14 protein-coding genes are annotated in these 17,167 nt (G+C 51.6%); 7 read left to right on the forward strand and 7 right to left on the reverse strand.

The window, feature by feature from the left end:
- Positions 1-28 precede the first annotated feature (28 nt).
- Positions 29-1,267 (forward strand): tyrosine--tRNA ligase, encoded by a 1,239-nt coding sequence (gene tyrS, locus GQ52_RS05855; protein WP_047515841.1) that lies wholly within the window; start codon positions 29-31, stop codon positions 1,265-1,267.
- A 46-nt stretch (positions 1,268-1,313) separates the two neighbouring features.
- Here tyrS and GQ52_RS05860 read toward each other — a convergent pair whose 3' ends face one another.
- The 5 genes from GQ52_RS05860 to GQ52_RS05880 are packed head-to-tail and all read right to left on the reverse strand — an operon-like array spanning position 1,314 to position 5,958.
- Positions 1,314-2,861: an RNA polymerase factor sigma-54 gene (locus tag GQ52_RS05860; RefSeq protein WP_047515845.1), complete on the reverse strand. Its 1,548-nt coding sequence runs from the start codon at positions 2,859-2,861 to the stop codon at positions 1,314-1,316.
- Positions 2,862-2,867: 6 nt separating this feature from the next.
- The gene (gene lptB / locus GQ52_RS05865) at positions 2,868-3,614 is read right to left on the reverse strand and encodes an LPS export ABC transporter ATP-binding protein (protein WP_019883706.1); all 747 of its coding nucleotides are present in this window, start codon (positions 3,612-3,614) and stop codon (positions 2,868-2,870) included.
- Between the two features lie 11 nt (positions 3,615-3,625).
- Positions 3,626-4,282 (reverse strand): lipopolysaccharide transport periplasmic protein LptA, encoded by a 657-nt coding sequence (lptA, locus tag GQ52_RS05870; RefSeq protein WP_019883705.1) that lies wholly within the window; start codon positions 4,280-4,282, stop codon positions 3,626-3,628.
- Positions 4,283-4,297: 15 nt separating this feature from the next.
- On the reverse strand, positions 4,298-4,930 hold the full coding sequence (gene lptC, locus GQ52_RS05875) for an LPS export ABC transporter periplasmic protein LptC (protein ID WP_047515847.1): 633 nt from the start codon (positions 4,928-4,930) through the stop codon (positions 4,298-4,300).
- A gap of 26 nt (positions 4,931-4,956) precedes the next feature.
- Complete coding sequence (locus GQ52_RS05880; protein ID WP_047515848.1) at positions 4,957-5,958, reverse strand: SIS domain-containing protein; 1,002 nt, start codon at positions 5,956-5,958, stop codon at positions 4,957-4,959.
- Positions 5,959-6,187: 229 nt separating this feature from the next.
- Here GQ52_RS05880 and GQ52_RS05885 point away from each other — a divergent pair, with 229 nt between their 5' ends.
- Positions 6,188-8,164, forward strand: a complete 1,977-nt coding sequence (locus GQ52_RS05885; protein ID WP_019883702.1) for a cation:proton antiporter — start codon at positions 6,188-6,190, stop codon at positions 8,162-8,164.
- 76 nt (positions 8,165-8,240) lie between these two features.
- Positions 8,241-9,251: an FAD-binding oxidoreductase gene (locus tag GQ52_RS05890; RefSeq protein ID WP_047515856.1), complete on the forward strand. Its 1,011-nt coding sequence runs from the start codon at positions 8,241-8,243 to the stop codon at positions 9,249-9,251.
- A gap of 675 nt (positions 9,252-9,926) precedes the next feature.
- Here GQ52_RS05890 and moaC read toward each other — a convergent pair.
- Positions 9,927-10,415, reverse strand: a complete 489-nt coding sequence (gene moaC / locus GQ52_RS05895; protein WP_047515858.1) for a cyclic pyranopterin monophosphate synthase MoaC — start codon at positions 10,413-10,415, stop codon at positions 9,927-9,929.
- Between the two features lie 114 nt (positions 10,416-10,529).
- Between moaC and GQ52_RS05900 the strand changes: the two genes are divergently transcribed.
- From GQ52_RS05900 to ahpF, 4 genes are all read left to right on the forward strand, one after another.
- Complete coding sequence (locus tag GQ52_RS05900; RefSeq protein WP_235272999.1) at positions 10,530-12,098, forward strand: M48 family metalloprotease; 1,569 nt, start codon at positions 10,530-10,532, stop codon at positions 12,096-12,098.
- A 4-nt stretch (positions 12,099-12,102) separates the two neighbouring features.
- Entirely contained in the window at positions 12,103-12,909 is an 807-nt protein-coding gene (gene soxZ, locus GQ52_RS05905) for a thiosulfate oxidation carrier complex protein SoxZ (protein WP_235273000.1), read from the forward strand.
- Between the two features lie 159 nt (positions 12,910-13,068).
- The gene (gene ahpC / locus GQ52_RS05910) at positions 13,069-13,632 is read left to right on the forward strand and encodes an alkyl hydroperoxide reductase subunit C (RefSeq protein WP_019883695.1); all 564 of its coding nucleotides are present in this window, start codon (positions 13,069-13,071) and stop codon (positions 13,630-13,632) included.
- Positions 13,633-13,824: 192 nt separating this feature from the next.
- A complete protein-coding gene (ahpF, locus tag GQ52_RS05915; RefSeq protein ID WP_024930907.1) occupies positions 13,825-15,387 on the forward strand; it encodes an alkyl hydroperoxide reductase subunit F in 1,563 nt (520 codons plus the stop codon).
- 64 nt (positions 15,388-15,451) lie between these two features.
- On the opposite strand, the gene GQ52_RS05920 is transcribed toward ahpF, so the two are convergent.
- A complete protein-coding gene (locus tag GQ52_RS05920; protein ID WP_047515865.1) occupies positions 15,452-17,092 on the reverse strand; it encodes an NAD(P)/FAD-dependent oxidoreductase in 1,641 nt (546 codons plus the stop codon).
- Between the last annotated feature and the right edge of the window lie 75 nt (positions 17,093-17,167).

A 17,167-nucleotide genomic window follows, 5' to 3' on the forward strand; every position in this document is an offset into this window, starting at 1 on the left:
CAACGCGCGCCTCAAAAAAAGAACCTTTATGACAGACGTAAACCAAGCTTCAGTGACGACTGAAGCACTGAGTCCAGAGATTGTGAATGCACTGGCGATTATCAAACGCGGTGCCGATGAGCTATTAATCGAGCAAGAACTGATTGAAAAGCTGAAAACTGGCAAACCCTTGCGTGTGAAAGCGGGTTTTGACCCCACTGCGCCTGATTTGCATCTGGGGCACACCGTGCTGATTAACAAATTGCGCCAGTTGCAGGATCTGGGGCACCAGATTCAATTCCTGATCGGTGACTTTACCGGCATGATTGGTGACCCGACGGGTAAAAGTACCACGCGCCCGCCGTTAACGGTTGAACAGGTGAAGGCGAATGCTGATACCTATTCCGAGCAGGTATTCAAGATTCTGGACCCGGCCAAAACCGAGATTGTGTTTAACTCCAAGTGGTTAAGCGACCTCGGTGCCGCGGGCATGATCAAGCTGGCAGCCAGCCATACGGTCGCCCGTATGCTGGAGCGCGATGACTTCTCCAAGCGCTTCAAAGGCAACCAGCCAATCGCGATTCATGAATTCTTGTATCCCTTATTGCAGGGCTATGACTCTGTGGCTTTGCAGGCCGATTTGGAACTGGGCGGCACAGACCAGAAATTTAACCTGCTAATGGGCCGTGAATTGCAAAAGCAGGCTGGCCAATCGCAGCAATGCGTGTTGATGATGCCGTTGCTGGAAGGCCTGGACGGCGTGAATAAAATGTCCAAGTCTTTGGGTAACTATATTGGTATCAGCGAAGCGCCTGAGACGATTTTTGCCAAAATCATGTCGGTTTCTGATGAACTGATGTGGCGTTACATCGACTTGCTGTCATTTGCCACCCTGGAAACTATCGCCCAGTGGAAAGCACAAGTGGCTGCTGGCGACAATCCGCGTAATATCAAGGTCGGTTTTGCGCAGGAGATCGTCGCCCGTTTCCACGGCCAGGCGGCGGCTGAAAAGGCCCTGCAAGACTTCCAGACCCGTGCCAAAGGCGGGATTCCTGATGATGTGCCTGAGGTGGCAGTGGCGATTGACGGTGATAGCATCAGTATCAGCCAGTTGCTCAAGCAGGCGGGTCTGGTGGAAAGCACCAGTGAAGCCATGCGCGCCGTGCAACAAGGCGGCGTGAAGCTGGATAGCGTAAAAGTTGATGATAAAAACCTGTCACTGGCAAAAGGGGTGACCGTGGTGGCACAAGTCGGCAAGCGCAAGTTTGCCAAAATCACCATCCAGTAAACATGTGTTACTGATTAAAAAAGGCCGCATTTGCGGCCTTTTTGGTTTACAGCGATTTGCGTAAGTTGGCCGGTGGAATATTCAGCGATTCGCGGTATTTGGCAATGGTGCGGCGCGCAACCACAATGCCTTGCTGCGCCAGCGTATCGGTGATTTGATTGTCGGACAATGGTTTTTTCTGGTTCTCTTCAGCGACCATTTGTTTGATCAGGGCGCGAATGGCGGTTGCAGAGCATGAGCCGCCCGCATCGGTGGCAACTGAGCTGCCAAAAAAGTATTTAAGTTCAAATACACCGCGTGGCGTGAGCATATACTTATGCGTTGTCACGCGAGAAACCGTGCTTTCATGCAAGTCGAGCTCTTCGGCAATTTCGCGCAATACCAGGGGCCGCATGGCAATTTCACCATGTTCAAAGAAATTGCGCTGTCTGTCCACAATCGCTTGCGACACACGCAAGATGGTAGAAAAGCGTTGCTGGATATTTTTAATCATCCATTTGGCTTCCTGCATCTGGCTCTGCAGATATTGGCCGGAGCTTTCACGGTTGCGCTTGAGGATATCTGCATACAACTGATTGATACGCAATTTGGGGATCACGCCATCATTGAGCGATGCCATCCAGATGCCTTTGATTTTTTTGACCACGACATCGTGCTGGATAAAGTGGTCATGGCTAAAGGTCGCAAACTCGTTGCCTGGCTTGGGATTTTGCTGGCGAATCAGGTGTTGCGCGCCTTTGAGCGCGGCTTCGTCGCAAGTGAGTACCTTGCGCAATTTGACAAAGTCTTTGTTGGCGAGCAATGCCAGGTGATCTTTGGCAATCGCCATCGCAATACGCAAATAAGGTGTCTCAGGCGGCAGTACTTGCAGTTGTAGCAAGATGCATTCACGCAGGTCACGTGCGCCGACGCCGATCGGATCCAGGTTCTGGATCAATTTCAGTGCGGTTTCCAGCTCCAGTAACTCAATTTCCAGCTCTGGCGGCAACAGGTCGACAATCTCTTGTAAATCCTGCTCTAAATAACCATCATCGTTAATGCTGTCGAGCAAAAATTTCACCAGATCCATGTCACGCTTGGATAGATGTGCCAACTGCATCTGGTTGATCAGGTGCTCGCGCAGACTGATATTGTTGGCGTCCTGGCGAGAGAAGTCACTATCTTCATCATCGAGGTTGTTGCGGCCCGCTTCGTCCCAGTTGCTGGCACTGCCAAACTCTTCGTAGTCATCTTCAAACTCGGGCGGCGTGAATTCTTCATTCAGATTCGGTTGTTCGCCTTCAGTGCCGCTCGTTTCGTCACGTGGTTCATCACGCAGACTCTCTGCAGGAGGAGTGAGGTCGTTTTGGGTAGCGACATCAAATGAACTTGCATCCACCTGCTCTGTGTCTGTCGAGCTGGTGGCCAATGGCGAGTTATCTTCAAATTCTCCTTCTTCGCCGTCAGCCATTTCCAGCAGCGGATTTTCCTGCAGGATGGTTTCCAGCTCCTGGCTTAACTCCAGCGTGGACAACTGCAACAGGCGGATGGACTGCTGAAGTTGCGGGGTGAGCGCCAGGTTTTGTGAGATGCGTAATTGCAGGTTTTGCTTCATATCAGGTTACAGCCTAAAATTCTTGCCCAGATAGACTTCACGTACGCCTTCGTTCTGAATGATTTCGTCTGGCGTGCCTGCGGCAAACACAGCGCCTTCATTAACGATATACGCCCGGTCACAAATATCCAGGGTTTCACGCACGTTGTGGTCTGTAATCAAAATGCCAATATTCTGGCTGCTCAGGTAGCGGATAATTTTCTGGATCTCAATCACCGCAATCGGGTCAATCCCGGCAAATGGCTCATCCAGCAGGATGAATTTCGGGTCTGTGGCCAGGCAGCGCGCAATCTCTACGCGGCGGCGCTCGCCGCCCGACAGGCTGACGGCCTGGCTGTGACGGATATGCTGGATATGTAATTGATCCAGTAAAGACTCCAGCCGCGCTTCACGCTCTTCTTCCGTGTAAGGGCGGGTTTCCAGAATTGATAAAATATTATCAGTCACCGTCATTTTACGAAAAATGGATGCTTCTTGTGGCAGGTAAGCCAGGCCCATGCGGGCGCGCTCGTGCATGGGCGCGCGGCTGACATCTGCGCCATTCAGCGTAATGCTGCCGTCGTCCAGTGCGACCAGGCCAACAATCATATAAAAGCTGGTGGTTTTGCCAGCACCATTCGGGCCGAGCAAACCAATCACTTCGCCGCTGCGTAGCTCAAGTGTGGTGTTTTTAACCACGGTGCGTCCCTGATAGGCTTTTTTCAGGTGGCTGACACGTAAATGGTTATGATCTGGTGAAACTGTTGTCTGCATAAGGCCGGTCTTTAAGGTTGCGCTTTCGTAGGCTCATTAGTGGTGTCGGCGGGTGCCGGTTCCACTTTGATTTGCAGCGAGCGGTTCATGCGCAGCCCTTGCTGCGAGGTTGGCTTGTTATCAATCACAGGCGGCGTGGTTTTGTTCTTGGGCTGGATAGTCGCTTTGACACGGCTACCGGCGGTACCATTGGGGTTAGCCTTGGTGCCGCCAATGACTTCGGCGTACTCTGCATTGGCGTCATAACTGATGTAGTCACCGGTGACCAGGTCTTCACCACGTTTGACCCAGGCGTTGGTGTATAGCTGTACCTTGTCCATGCGCGCGTTGTATTCAATACGCTGTCCGCTGCCTTGCATCCATTCGTCTTTGCCAGTGCGTTTTTGCTTGAATGTGGTCGGGTTGCCGGTACAGGTGCTGTGCTGAAAGCCATCCTGGTCTTCACGCACAATCATTTTGTCGGCTTTGATTTGCAGGGTGCCCTGGTTGAGGATCACATTGCCGGTATAAATGCTGATTTTTTTGGCATCATTCACGGTCACGGTATCCGCTTCCAGCTCAATCGGCTGGTCACGGTCAGACTCTTCAGCCAGCACGCTGGTTGACCACGATAGCAGTGCCCATAAGGTCAAGCAGGTGGCATAAAATAATGGCTTGTGCGTGTTCAACTCATTTCTCCAGAATCAACGACCCTTGTGTTTGCCTGTTTTCGCCTTCGCTGCCGGGCTTGCAGTTTTTGCGACTGCGGGTACGCGTACATAATGTACATGCACCCGGTTAAATAATTGCATGGTGCCTGCTTTGTTATCAAAACGCATGCCGGTGCCTGTGATCACCGTCGCTGGTAGCTGACGGATCGTGACCGGCAAATCGGTGTAAGCGAGGTCTGTATCCGGCTCCAGCGTTAAATGTTCGGTTTGCAACTGCATTTCAGGCTTGGCCAGCGTGCCCTGGCGTATGACCTTGACCTGCTTGCTAAACTCGACCAGTTTACCATTGGTTGAGACTTTGCCGTGCTGGCCATGAATTTGCGTGTAAGGTTTATCCTGCCCAAACTGGGTGAAACGCGGGCGCTGTAATTCGGTATAGTCGTTATCCGGAAAATGGCGCATTTCTGCCGCAGCTAACACGTATTTGGTATTGCCAGTGGCGTCGGTACGCGTGCTGACAAAGTTATAGAGCATGTAGTCCGGATCGTGACGACTTAAGCGGCTCAAGCTCAGCGCCTGTTCCTGTACCGTCTGGTTAATCCAGAATGTCAGCAGCGCTAAAAACAGCATTAACGCAATCGGCAATAAGATGGGGTGTTTAAGCATGTGGGCGTTCCAGGGCGTCAGTGAACCTAAACGATTTTTGCCTTGAGTAAATCATGCATGTTAAATGCGCCCACTAATTGCTGCTGCTCGTTCACTGCCATAAACCCGTTAATTTTATATTGCTCCATCAGGTTGACTGCTTCAACCGCCATTTGTTGCATGCCCAATAAACGTGGCTGCGTATTCATGACCGTTTTGATAGATTGTTGCGTATCGGTTGCACCTTGCATAAACAAGCGACGCAAATCGCCGTCGGTGAATACGCCGATCGGGTGTTGTGCGCTATCGACAATCGCTGTAAATCCCATGCCTTTGCTCGAAATCTGTGCAATCGCTTCCTGTACGGTGCCATGCTCGCTGATAGCGGGGATCGCATCCCCCGTACGCATGACATCTTTAATTCTCACCAGCAGCCGTCTGCCCAGACTGCCGCCAGGATGTGACCGCGCAAAGTCCTCGGCAGTGAATTCGCGCAAGTCGAGAACGCAGAGCGCCAACGCATCGCCCAAGGCCAGTGCGGCCGTCGTGCTGGCCGTGGGTGCCAGCCCCAGTGGGCACGCTTCGTGGCTAACTGCAGCACTTAAATGTACATCTGACTCGCGCGATAGCGTGGAATTTTCGCTACCGGTAATGCTCAGAATACGCGCACCGATGCGGCGAATGGCGGGCAAAATATTGATGATTTCATCACTTTCGCCGGAATTGGATAGCGCAATCACGACATCTTCAGCTGTGATCATGCCCAGGTCGCCATGGCTGGCTTCCGCCGGATGCATAAAGAACGCAGGGGTACCCGTGCTGGCCAGGGTAGCCGCAATTTTGCCGCCGATATGGCCGGATTTACCCATGCCAGTGACGACAATGCGGCCGCGACAGGCCAGAATCATGCTGACAGCGGCTTCGAACTCGCTGCCGATACGGTCGGCCAGTTGGCGGATTTCATCTGCCTCGTGCAGCAGTATGCCTCGTGCACGCGTCACGATGTCTGGACTTTTCACGAGGTGGACACCTGATTTTGCTGTGTTCATGGCGGGTTAGTATAGCAAGTGACGCCCCCGGCAAGAAAGCGAAACACAGCTTTTTTACGGATTTTTTATTAGCGGGCACATTTTTTGCATAAAATAGTGTTTTGTGGCAGGATGCATCATCCTGAAACGCGACTGTTTCAGGTTACATCACTGACGATACGTCATAATATATGGTTTGCTGGCAGACATTCATCTGCACGGCTTGACATTAATGCTTTAGAATTTTTGCATGTTTGATTCCCTGATCCATTTATTATTGTTGCTTACCAGCTCGGTCTTTGCCGTCGGCTTATTCCGCATCCTGGGTTTGCCAGCGATGCTGGCTTACTTCATGATCGGTATTGTGCTCGGCCCGCACGCCCTAGGCTTGCTGGAAGATGAAGAAACTGGCCGCCAGGTGGCCGAGTTCGGTATTGTGTTCCTGATGTTTAGTATCGGCCTCGAGTTCAGCCTGCCTAAACTCTATGCCATGCGTAAAACCCTGTTCGGCTTGGGTGGCGGCCAGGTAGTACTGACTTTGCTGGCCAGTCTGGTACTGGGCAAGCTGGCGGGGCTGAGCCTGACCTCGGCGTTCATTATTGGTGCCGCCATCACCATGTCTTCGACCGCCATTGTGTCCAAAATCCTGATGGAACGTGTCGATTTAAACTCCAGACATGGCCGCCTAAGTATCGGCGTGCTACTGTTCCAGGATTTGGCAGTGATCCCGATTCTGGTGCTGATCCAGACCTTAGGCTCACACAGCGATAACTGGCTGGATGTATTGGGACTGACTTTGTTCAAGTCCTCAATCCTGCTGTTTTTCTTGTTCAAGTTTGGTAAAAACATCCTCAACTTCTGGTTTGAGCTGGTTGCCAAGCAGCGTTCACGTGAGCTGTTTGTACTCAATGTATTGATGGTGACCTTGTTAATGGCAGCGGCCACTAACTTTGTTGGCTTGTCGTATGCCCTGGGGGCGTTTGTGGCGGGTATGCTGATTTCAGAAACCAAGTATCGCTACCAGGTGGAATCTGATATTGCCCCTTTCCGCGATATTTTACTGGGCCTGTTTTTTATCAGTGTCGGCATGTTGCTGGACGTCTCTGTGCTCGTCCAGCATGTGGGGCTGATTGCTGTCTTGCTGATATTGTTCCTGGTCTTCAAGATTGGCCTGATCGCCTTGCTGACCAGGTTCTATGGCTTTGAAATGGGCGTGGGCGTGCGTACCGGCATCATCCTCGGCCAGGCCGGCGAGTTTAGTTTTGTGGTACTGGCGCTGGGTTTACAAACCAATTTGATTGATGGCGACTCCTTGCAACTGGTGTTGTCTGTGGCCGTGCTCTCCATGCTGGTGGCGCCGTTTATTATTCAAAAAAACGGCCGCATTGCGCGTGCGCTGGTCAAAAGCTACAGCCGCAACAGCATCAAAGTGGTGGATACCATACAGGAGCATAGCCAGGATCTGCGTGATCACGTGATTATTTGCGGCTATGGTCGTAGCGGCCAATACCTGGGGCGTTTTTTGCGCGAAGAAAATATCCCGTATGTCGCGCTGGATATGGATGCCAGCCGTGTGCAGGAAGCCGCTTCTGCTGGTGAGAATGTGATTTACGGTGATGCCGGGCGGCGCTCGGTGCTGGAAGCCGCTGGCTTGGCCAGGGCAAAAGCCGTCATCATCAGTTATGCTGAAATCCGCGGTACCATGAAGGTCTTGCATGTGATTCAGGAGCGGAATCCCAACCTGCCGGTGATTGTGCGCACGCATGATGATAGTGACATGGATGCACTGCGAGATGCCGGTGCCGCAGAAGTGGTGCCGGAAATCCTTGAAGGCAGCCTGATGCTGGCTTCGCATGCACTGGTGACCTTAGGCGTCCCCCTTAACCGTGTCGTCAAACGCATCCGCCTGTTCCGTGAAGAGCGCTATAAAATGTTCAAGGGCTACTTCCGCGGCGTCAGCGATGCTGATACCGCCACTGCCTCGTTACCACAGTTGCACTCGGTGGAAGTGTATAAGAACTTTTATGCACACGGCCTGCGCCTGGACCATATTCCGTTCGGTGATTTTGCCGTCGAGGTCAAGCAGTTACGTCGCCCGAATATGCCCGAGCCAATCGCGCCCAGGGATGACATTATGCTGAATGAAGGCGATATCCTGGTGTTGCTGGGCAGTAATGCAGCCCTCATCGCAATGGAAGTCTATTTGATTTCCGGACGCAAACCGTAAGACAATACACGCCTCGTGTCCTGGCAGGTCACACATCGTCCTGCCAGGCTTTTCATGCTATTTCAGAAAAAATCTTATGGCTAACAGTTCAGTCGTGGTGGTGGGTGGCGGTATTGTCGGGTGCCTGACCGCCATGCAGTTGCGCAAGCAAGGCCATACGGTCACGCTGGTTGAGCGCAACATCATTGCGGCGCAAACCTCAGGCGAATCCTCTTGGGCGGGGGCTGGCATAGCGTTTCCTCTATTGCCTTGGTTTTACCAGGACGTCGTGAATGAACTGGCGTTGGCTGGTGCGCGTGCCTATCCGGCAGTGAGCGCCGAGTTGTACGCCGAAACCGGTATAGACCCCGAATGTACCCGTAGTGGTATGCTGATTCAGCCACCGTTTGACCTGCAACCAGCCATAGACTGGTGTGAACGGTTTGGCCTTGAATACGTGTTACAGGGCGCTGATCTATTGATTCCCGAAGTTGTGCAAATCCGTAATCCACGCCTGCTGCAATCCCTCAAAGCCTGGCTGATCAAGCATGGCGTCACGCTGCGCGAGCAGACCCAATTGATGCCATTGCAAGAAGGTCACGCATCCATCACCAGCTGGCAAACCACTACTGGTGAAACCTTGTCTGCCGATGTTTTTGTCGTCACCTCTGGTGCCTGGAGTTTTGAACTACTCAAGCAAACGGCCTCCAGTCTCGATATCAAACCTATGCGCGGGCAAATGCTGTTGTATCACATGGCGCCTGGTCTGCTGCCGCATATTCTTTACCGCGATGGGTTCTATATGCTGCAACGGCAGGATGGTCATTTACTGGCGGGTAGCAGCCTGGAGGATGTTGGTTTTGATACAGGCGTGACCGACAGTATGCGACAGGAAATGCTGCAAAAGGCTGAGGCTATCTTACCTGCCTTGCAGGGACAGCCGATTATCAAACACTGGAGTGGCTTGCGTCCGGGGACACCGCATAATATTCCTAGTATTGGGCGACACCCGCAGATTGAGAATTTGTACCTGAATACCGGGCATTTTCGGTATGGGGTGACTATGGCACCGGAGTGCGCGCGGCGGATTGCGGCGTTGTTGGATTAGGCTGGGAAAGTGATTCTTTTGATTTTTAGGGTTGTGCATTGATGAGGCGCTTTGTTTCGCCCTTTCGGCGAGTTACTTTTCTTTGCTTGCACAAAGAACAAGTAACCAAAAGAAAGTGCACCCCAGCTTCCGCTTGTTCCTTGCGCTACTCGGCTTGTCGGGCGTCCATCGAAACTCGCCCTGACAAGCCACACAAGACGTGGCTTGTTGCGGAGCTCAAACAGCCGATGGCCGAGAACTCCCGTCAATCCTGCGTTGCTCGGCGCGGCAGATGGGGACTCCGAACACCTAATGAGCCCCACCATTATTGCCCTTAACAAACCAATCTGTTTTTTTTGAACCGTTCAGATTTCTACAATGTGAGTTTGGCGAGATAAATCCCATCCCATCACGCTGAGTAGCGGAGACAAAATAAGAGGAGAGGGAGCGGCTGTCCGAATCCCGCGGTGGGCTGCGTAGTGTGCAGCCCGCTAGGATGAGTTTCGTGACCGGCTTATTTTGTTGAGCAACGCAAGGAAGCCGTAAGGCCGTGATGGCTGGGTGCCCTCCTCTTCGGTTACTTTCTGAGGGGCAAGCATCAGAAAGTGACTCGCCTAGAGGCGAAAGAAATGCCTCGATACGGTCAGTGTCGCTTTAAAACTTAATTCTTTTGTATTTACTTGGATAGGTTTTCGTTTAAACGGCTACCCAATCCCCACTCTTCCCGCCATGCTTCTCCAGGACTCTCACCCCTTGTATGGTCATGCCTCTGTCAATCGCCTTGCACATATCATAAATCGTTAGCAGTCCCACTTGCACAGCAGTCAATGCTTCCATTTCGACCCCTGTCTGCCCGGTAGTTTCACATTGCACGCGGCAGCTAATGCTGTGTTGTGTTTCATCCGCCATAAAACTGACATCTACCCGGCTTAGGCTGAGTGGGTGACATAGTGGAATCAGGTCGCTGGTTTTTTTGCTGGCCTGGATTGCTGCAATACGGGCGATGCCGAGCACGTCGCCTTTTTTTGCGTTGCCTTGCAGGATGGTTTGCAAAGTAGTGGCTTGCATGGTGATGTGGCCTTCGGCAATGGCGATGCGCTTGGTATGGGCTTTGTCGCCGATATCCACCATGTGGGCATGGCCTTGGGCATTGAAATGGGTGAGTCCTGATGTTGGTTTTGTCATGGGTTGGCTAGGATGAAAAAGGGTGAACTCAAGCGATGAAGTCGTTATCATAACAAGTTTGGGTAGTTGGCACAGGCCTGTGATCGGGCGGTGCAATTTCGAACGCTGGGATTCATGGCTTTTAAAGACATTAAACATGCTTATCAACAGGGTGGCCGCCACGTGGTGCGTGGATTGCTGTTGTGCGGCCTGTTGTTGATGCCGGGGGCGACCTTACTGGCTAATTATGCAACAGGCGTGTTTTCGGGTAAGCCGTATGAGCCGGATGATCTTGACTTGAGTTTGCCGTCAGATTCATCTAATCAGTTGCCGGAGCTGGGCGATGCTTCGCAAACTGTATTGTCATTGCGTGATGAAGAAAAGATTGCGCACCAGATTCTCAAGCAGGTGGCGACCAGTGAGGATGTGCTGGATGACGCAGAAGTCACTGATTATCTGCAAGCATTAGGGTCACGATTGGGCGAGAGCAGCCCCGATCGCCAGCAGAAGTTTTACTTTTTTGTGGTACAGGATAAAACCATTAACGCGTTTGCCATGCCTGGTGGCGTGATTGGTGTACATACCGGTTTGTTTATGGCTTCGAACAGTGAGTCAGAGTTGGCCAGTGTGCTGGGGCACGAGATCGGTCATGTCACCCAGCATCACCTGGCACGCATGCTGGCGTCACAAAAGTACGATATGTTTAAAAATATCGCAGCGACGGCGTTGGCCTTATTGATCGCGCGTTCGAATCCGCAGGTGGGGATGGGTGCGATGACGGCTGCCTCTGCCGCCGGCATCCAAAAGCAACTGGATTACACGCGTGAGCATGAGCGCGAGGCCGACCGGGTGGGTCTGACCATTTTGCAGGACGCCGGATTTGATGTGCGCGCTATGCCGGCCTTTTTTACCACCATGCAGCGTGCGACACGCTTTTCTGATGGCGGCAGTATGCCCAGCTATTTGCGTACACACCCTTTGACCAGTGAGCGTATTGCCGACATTGGTAACCGTGTGCAAAATCTGCCTTACAAGCAGATTAACGAAAGCCTGATTTTTTTCCTGATGCGGGCGAAAATCCGCGCTTTTCAGGGGGCGCCGCAACAAATGGTGGAGGAGTTTCAGAATAACATTAGCGAAGGCCGTTATCAGAACGAACTGGCAGAGCATTATGGCCTGGCTTATGCCTGGCTGCGGGCCAATCAGGCCAAAAATGCGCAGGGGGAGGTCGACTGGCTGGTGCAGCATGGTATGGTGAGTCCTTACCTGGTGACCTTAAAGGCGCTGACTTTGGCCAAGTTAGGCCAGGTGCCGCAGGCACAGGCGCAATTTGTGCAGGGCTTGCAGCAGTACCCCAAACATAGAATCCTGGCACAAGGGCAGGCCGAGTCATTAATACGTAGTAATCAATGGGCGCTGGCTGTGACCTTTATTCAAAAGCAACTGGATACTTTTCCCGATGATCCCAAGTTGTATGACTGGCTGGCAGCGGCTTATCAAGGACAAGGCAAGCAGATGTTACGGCATCAGGCATTGGGCGAAAGCTATGTGCGTAAATATGATTTGCCGCGCGCGATTGACCAGTTTGAGATCGCCAGCAAAGCCAAAGATGGCGATTTTTATCTGCAATCCAAAGTAGAGGCGCGATTGAAAACGCTGAGGCTGCAACTCAAACTGGAGCAGGGGGATGATAAAAATGGATAACAGTATGCAAAGACGGGTGTGGTTGAAAGCAGGGTTAGCGTTAGCCACCATGCCGTTTTGGCTGGTTGCACGCAAACTCGAGGCAGCTACCTGGTTTACGCAAGCCTTTGAGGCCAAGCAGACAGCGCAAGTGATGGCAGCGCTGCAAGCGAGCGCCGTGCCGGTGTCGGCTGATTTGCAGATTGACGCGCCACAGAAAGCCGAAAATGGTGCGGTGGTGCAGGTTGAGTTGACGAGCAAGCAGGCTGCAGGCGGCGTGAGCAGTTTGCGCTTGCTGGCGGATGCTAACCCGACCCCGCTGATTGCCAGTTTTGAACTGGGGAAGCAGGTGTTGCCCAAGCTGGTGACGCGCATCAAACTGGCGCAGTCGGGAGAGGTGATTGCATTGGCGCAGCAGGCAAATGGGCAGTTTCAGCAACAGCGACGCCAGGTGATTGTGCTGGAAGATGGCTGTGCCGGCAGCGAACGTGAAGAGCCGTTTGCCAGCAGCATGAAAATGCGTGCACGGTTGATGGATGAGCGTTCGCCAGGCAAGCCAGTCACTGAACTAAAGATTATTATTCTGCATCCCATGCGTACTGGCCGCAGTAAAAACGATGATGGCCAGTTGCTGCCTGCGCATTTTATGCAGCTCATGCAGGTGGTGCTGAATGGGCAGGTGATTGTTGACGCGCAGACCGGTACCGGCATTGCGCGTAACCCTTACTTTACCTTTTATATACAAGAAGCCAAGCTGGGCGATGTGATTGCGGTAAACTGGCAAGATAACCTGGGTTATGAAGGTCATGGTCAGGTCACGGTGTCGGCCTGATTTTTAATCGTCAATTTTATTGATTAATAATATTTATCAATAAAATTAGAATAATCAATTTTACATATGGTATGTGGTTGCTTAAAATGCATCCATTCGCTGTTGAAACACAGCAAATTTTAATTAAGTCCTGTTTAATAGATCATAAAGGAGAACTAAATGTCATTGATTAACACACAAGTACAACCATTCAAGGCGCAAGCATTCCACAACGGTAAATTTATCGAAGTGACTGAAGAGTCTTTGAAAGGCAAATGGTCTGTGTTGATTTTTATGCCAGCAGCGTTCACTTTCAACTGCCCAACAGAAGTTGAAGATGCAGCTGACAACTACGCAGAATTCCAGAAGGCTGGTGCTGAAGTGTACATCGTGACCACCGATACGCATTTCTCCCACAAGGTTTGGCACGAGACTTCACCAGCAGTGGGCAAAGCAAAATTCCCATTGGTTGGCGACCCGACACACCAATTGACACGTGCATTTGACGTGCATATTGATGAAGAAGGTCTGGCATTGCGCGGTACATTCGTGATCAACGCTGATGGCGTGATCAAAACTGCTGAAGTACATAGCAACGAAATCGCCCGTGATGTAAAAGAAACCTTGCGTAAGTTGAAAGCAGCGCAATACACCGCTGCTCACCCAGGCCAGGTTTGCCCAGCCAAATGGAACGACGGTGCTGCAACATTGACACCATCTTTGGACTTGGTAGGTAAGATCTAAATCTCTTTGAGATGACTTGAGCACAGCCCTGCGCAAGCAGGGCGCTCAGGTAAAGTCACCCGGTTGTCTTTAATATGGCGGTGGTTTTACCTGAGCGAGCTTCCCCCAACCATGTTTGATCGCCATACGAGATGGCCACGGCTTGTTGTTGCCGCAAGGTTTAGACAAGCGCGTGAATTTGGAGAATAAAAAATGTTAGACGATACCTTAAAGACACAACTGCAAACCTACCTGGGCATGCTGCGTCAGCCTATCCGTCTGATCGCATCCCTGGACAACAGCGACAATGCTGCAAAAATGCGCGAGCTGTTGCAAGAAATTGCTGCGTTGTCAGACAAAGTCAGCCTGGACGAAACCGGTGATGATGCCCGTAAACCTTCTTTCGTGATTGCTAAAGAGGGCGAGACCCGTGGCGTGCGTTTTGCGGCGATTCCATTAGGCCATGAGTTCACTTCACTGGTGCTGGCTCTGTTATGGACTGGCGGCCATCCGCCCAAAGTGGAGCAGGATGTGCTCGACCAGATCAAGGCGCTCGACAGCGATTTGAACTTTGAAGTCTATATGAGCTTGTCTTGCCATAACTGCCCGGACGTGGTGCAGGCAACCACTTTGATGACGGTGTTTAACCCGCGCATCAATGTGACGGTGATTGATGGCGGCTTGTATCAGGACGAAGTGAATGCGCGTAACGTGATGGCGGTGCCTGCCACCTTCTTGAATGGCGAGATGTTTGCCTCTGGCCGTATGCTGGTGGAAGAGTTTCTGGCCAAAGTCGATACTGGTGCAGTCGCAAAAGAAGCTGAGAAAATCAGCGCCAGAGAACCGTTTGATGTACTGGTGGTTGGCGGTGGCCCGGCGGGTGCTTCAGCTGCGATTTATGCCGCCCGTAAAGGCATACGTACCGGCATCGTCGCTGACCGTTTTGGTGGTCAGGTTAATGACACACTGGCGATTGAAAACTTTATTTCTGTGAAAGAAACCGAAGGGCCAAAACTGGTGGCAGCCCTTGAAGAGCACGTGAAAACCTATGACGTGGATATCATGCCCTTGCAACGTGCGGTTGGTCTGAGTGAGCCACAAAAGGACAACAAACATGCTGGCCTGATTGAAGTGAAGCTGGAAAGTGGCGCGACCCTGCGTAGCAAGTCTGTGATTCTGGCCACGGGTGCACGTTGGAAAAACCTCAACGTGCCTGGTGAAGTGGAATACAAAAACAAGGGTGTGGCGTATTGCCCGCATTGTGATGGCCCTTTGTTTAAAGGCAAGCACGTGGCGGTAGTCGGTGGCGGTAACTCTGGTGTTGAGGCAGCGATTGACCTGGCCGGTGTGGTCGGGCATGTCACCTTGCTGCAATTTGACACCGAGCTTAAAGCCGATGCCGTGCTGCAACGCAAGTTGCGTTCACTGCAAAACGTGACTATTTTAACCAGCGCGCAAACCACTGAAATCACCGGTGATGGTACACGTGTCAACGGCTTGACTTACCTGGATCGCGTCAGCGGCGAGAGCAAGCATGTCGCACTGGAAGGCGTGTTTATCCAGATTGGCCTGGTGCCGAATAGTGACTGGTTAAAAGGCAGCGTGAACCTGAGCAAATATGGTGAAATTGAAATTAACAACCATAATGCCACTTCATTGCCAGGCGTGTTTGCGGCGGGGGATGTGACTACGATCCCTTACAAGCAAATTGTGATTGCCATGGGTGAAGGGTCTAATGCAGCGCTGGGTGCGTTTGATTACCTGATTCGCCAGTAAGTGTAGTCGCAATAAAAAACCTGCTTCGGCAGGTTTTTTTATTTTGGGTGACTTGGAAAACGGATCAGGAAACTAAAGACAATGAAACCGCTTCGGCGACTTTGATACCATCCACCGCGGCGGACAAAATACCACCGGCATAGCCCGCGCCTTCACCACATGGGAACAAACCTTTGGTATTGATACTTTGCAGACTTTCATCATCTCGCTTGATACGGATAGGACTGGACGTACGTGTTTCCACGCCCGTCAGAATGCCATCTTTCAGATCGAAGTTTGGAATCTGTTTGGCAAAGGCTGGAATTGCCTCGCGAATGGCTTCAATTGCGAAAGTGGGTAGCGCAGACTCAAGGTTGGTGAGATGTACGCCAGGGGTGTAAGACGGTGTCACTTCACCAAATGCGGTAGACGGCTTATTCGCCAGGAAATCACCAATCAATTGCCCGGGTGCGGAATAGTTGCTGCCACCCAGCACAAACGCCTGACTTTCCAGTTGACGCTGTAATTCAATGCCGGCTAATGGATGATCGGGGTAATCCACTTCCGGGGTAATGCCGACCACAATGCCTGCATTCGCATTGCGCTCGTTACGGCTGTATTGACTCATGCCGTTAGTCACGACGCGATTAGGTTCAGAAGTGGCCGCGACGACGGTGCCACCTGGACACATGCAAAAACTATACACGCTACGGCCATTTTTGGCATGGTGTACCAGTTTGTAGTCCGCGGCGCCCAGCTTTTGCAGAATATCGTCGCTATAACTTTTGCCGTAGCGCGCACGGTCAATCAGGCTTTGCGGATGTTCGATACGGAAGCCAATCGAGAACGGCTTGGCTTCGATATAAATGCCTTTTTCATGCACCATTTCAAAAGTGTCACGGGCGCTGTGGCCCACGGCCAGTACCAGGTGGTTGGTTGGCAGGTATTCACCGGTATGTACGGTGACACCCTGTACCTGTTGGTCTTTGACATCAATATCGGTCAGGCGCTGGCTAAAGCGGATTTCTCCGCCCAGGCTGATGATAGTGCTACGCATTTCTTCCACCATGCTTACCAGCTTGAAGGTACCGATGTGTGGATGGCTGATGTAGAGAATTTCTTCTGGCGCGCCAGCTTTAACAAATTCCTGCAGCACTTTGCGGCCGTAATGTTTGGTGTCTTTAATCTGGCTGTAGAGTTTGCCGTCAGAGAATGTACCGGCGCCGCCTTCACCAAACTGCACGTTGGATTCTGGGTTCAATTCGCGTTTACGCCATAATCCCCAGGTGTCTTTGGTACGTTGGCGGACTTCCTTGCCACGTTCTAGCACAATCGGTTTGAATCCCGCCTGGGCGAGAATCAGCGCAGCAAAAATGCCGGCGGGACCAAAGCCAACCACTACCGGTCTATGCGTGTTTTCTACAGCCTTTTCGGGCGCGGTCGTGACGAATTGATAAGTGGTATCCGGCGCAGGTTTGATATGTGGGTCTTTTTTAAACTTGGCTAAAATTTTCGCCTCGTTTTTGACTTCGGCATCAATGTTATACACATACAAGATCGCATGCGATTTTCGCGCATCTACACCGCGTTTAAAAATCTCAAAACTGATTAATTCACTTTCAGGAATTTCCAGTCGTTTGAGGATCGCCGCCTTAATCTGGTCATCCTGATGTTTGAGGGTTTCAGCTTGTACCAGCGGCAGTTTGATTTCGGTAATGCGTAACATAAAGGTCTCGTGGATAGTGGTTATCTATCAAAACTCTATTTTATTATAATCAGACTAGTCGTATCATAGATTTTA

The sequence above is a fragment of the Methylophilus sp. Q8 genome (assembly GCF_000800115.1).
Classification (GTDB): domain Bacteria; phylum Pseudomonadota; class Gammaproteobacteria; order Burkholderiales; family Methylophilaceae; genus Methylophilus.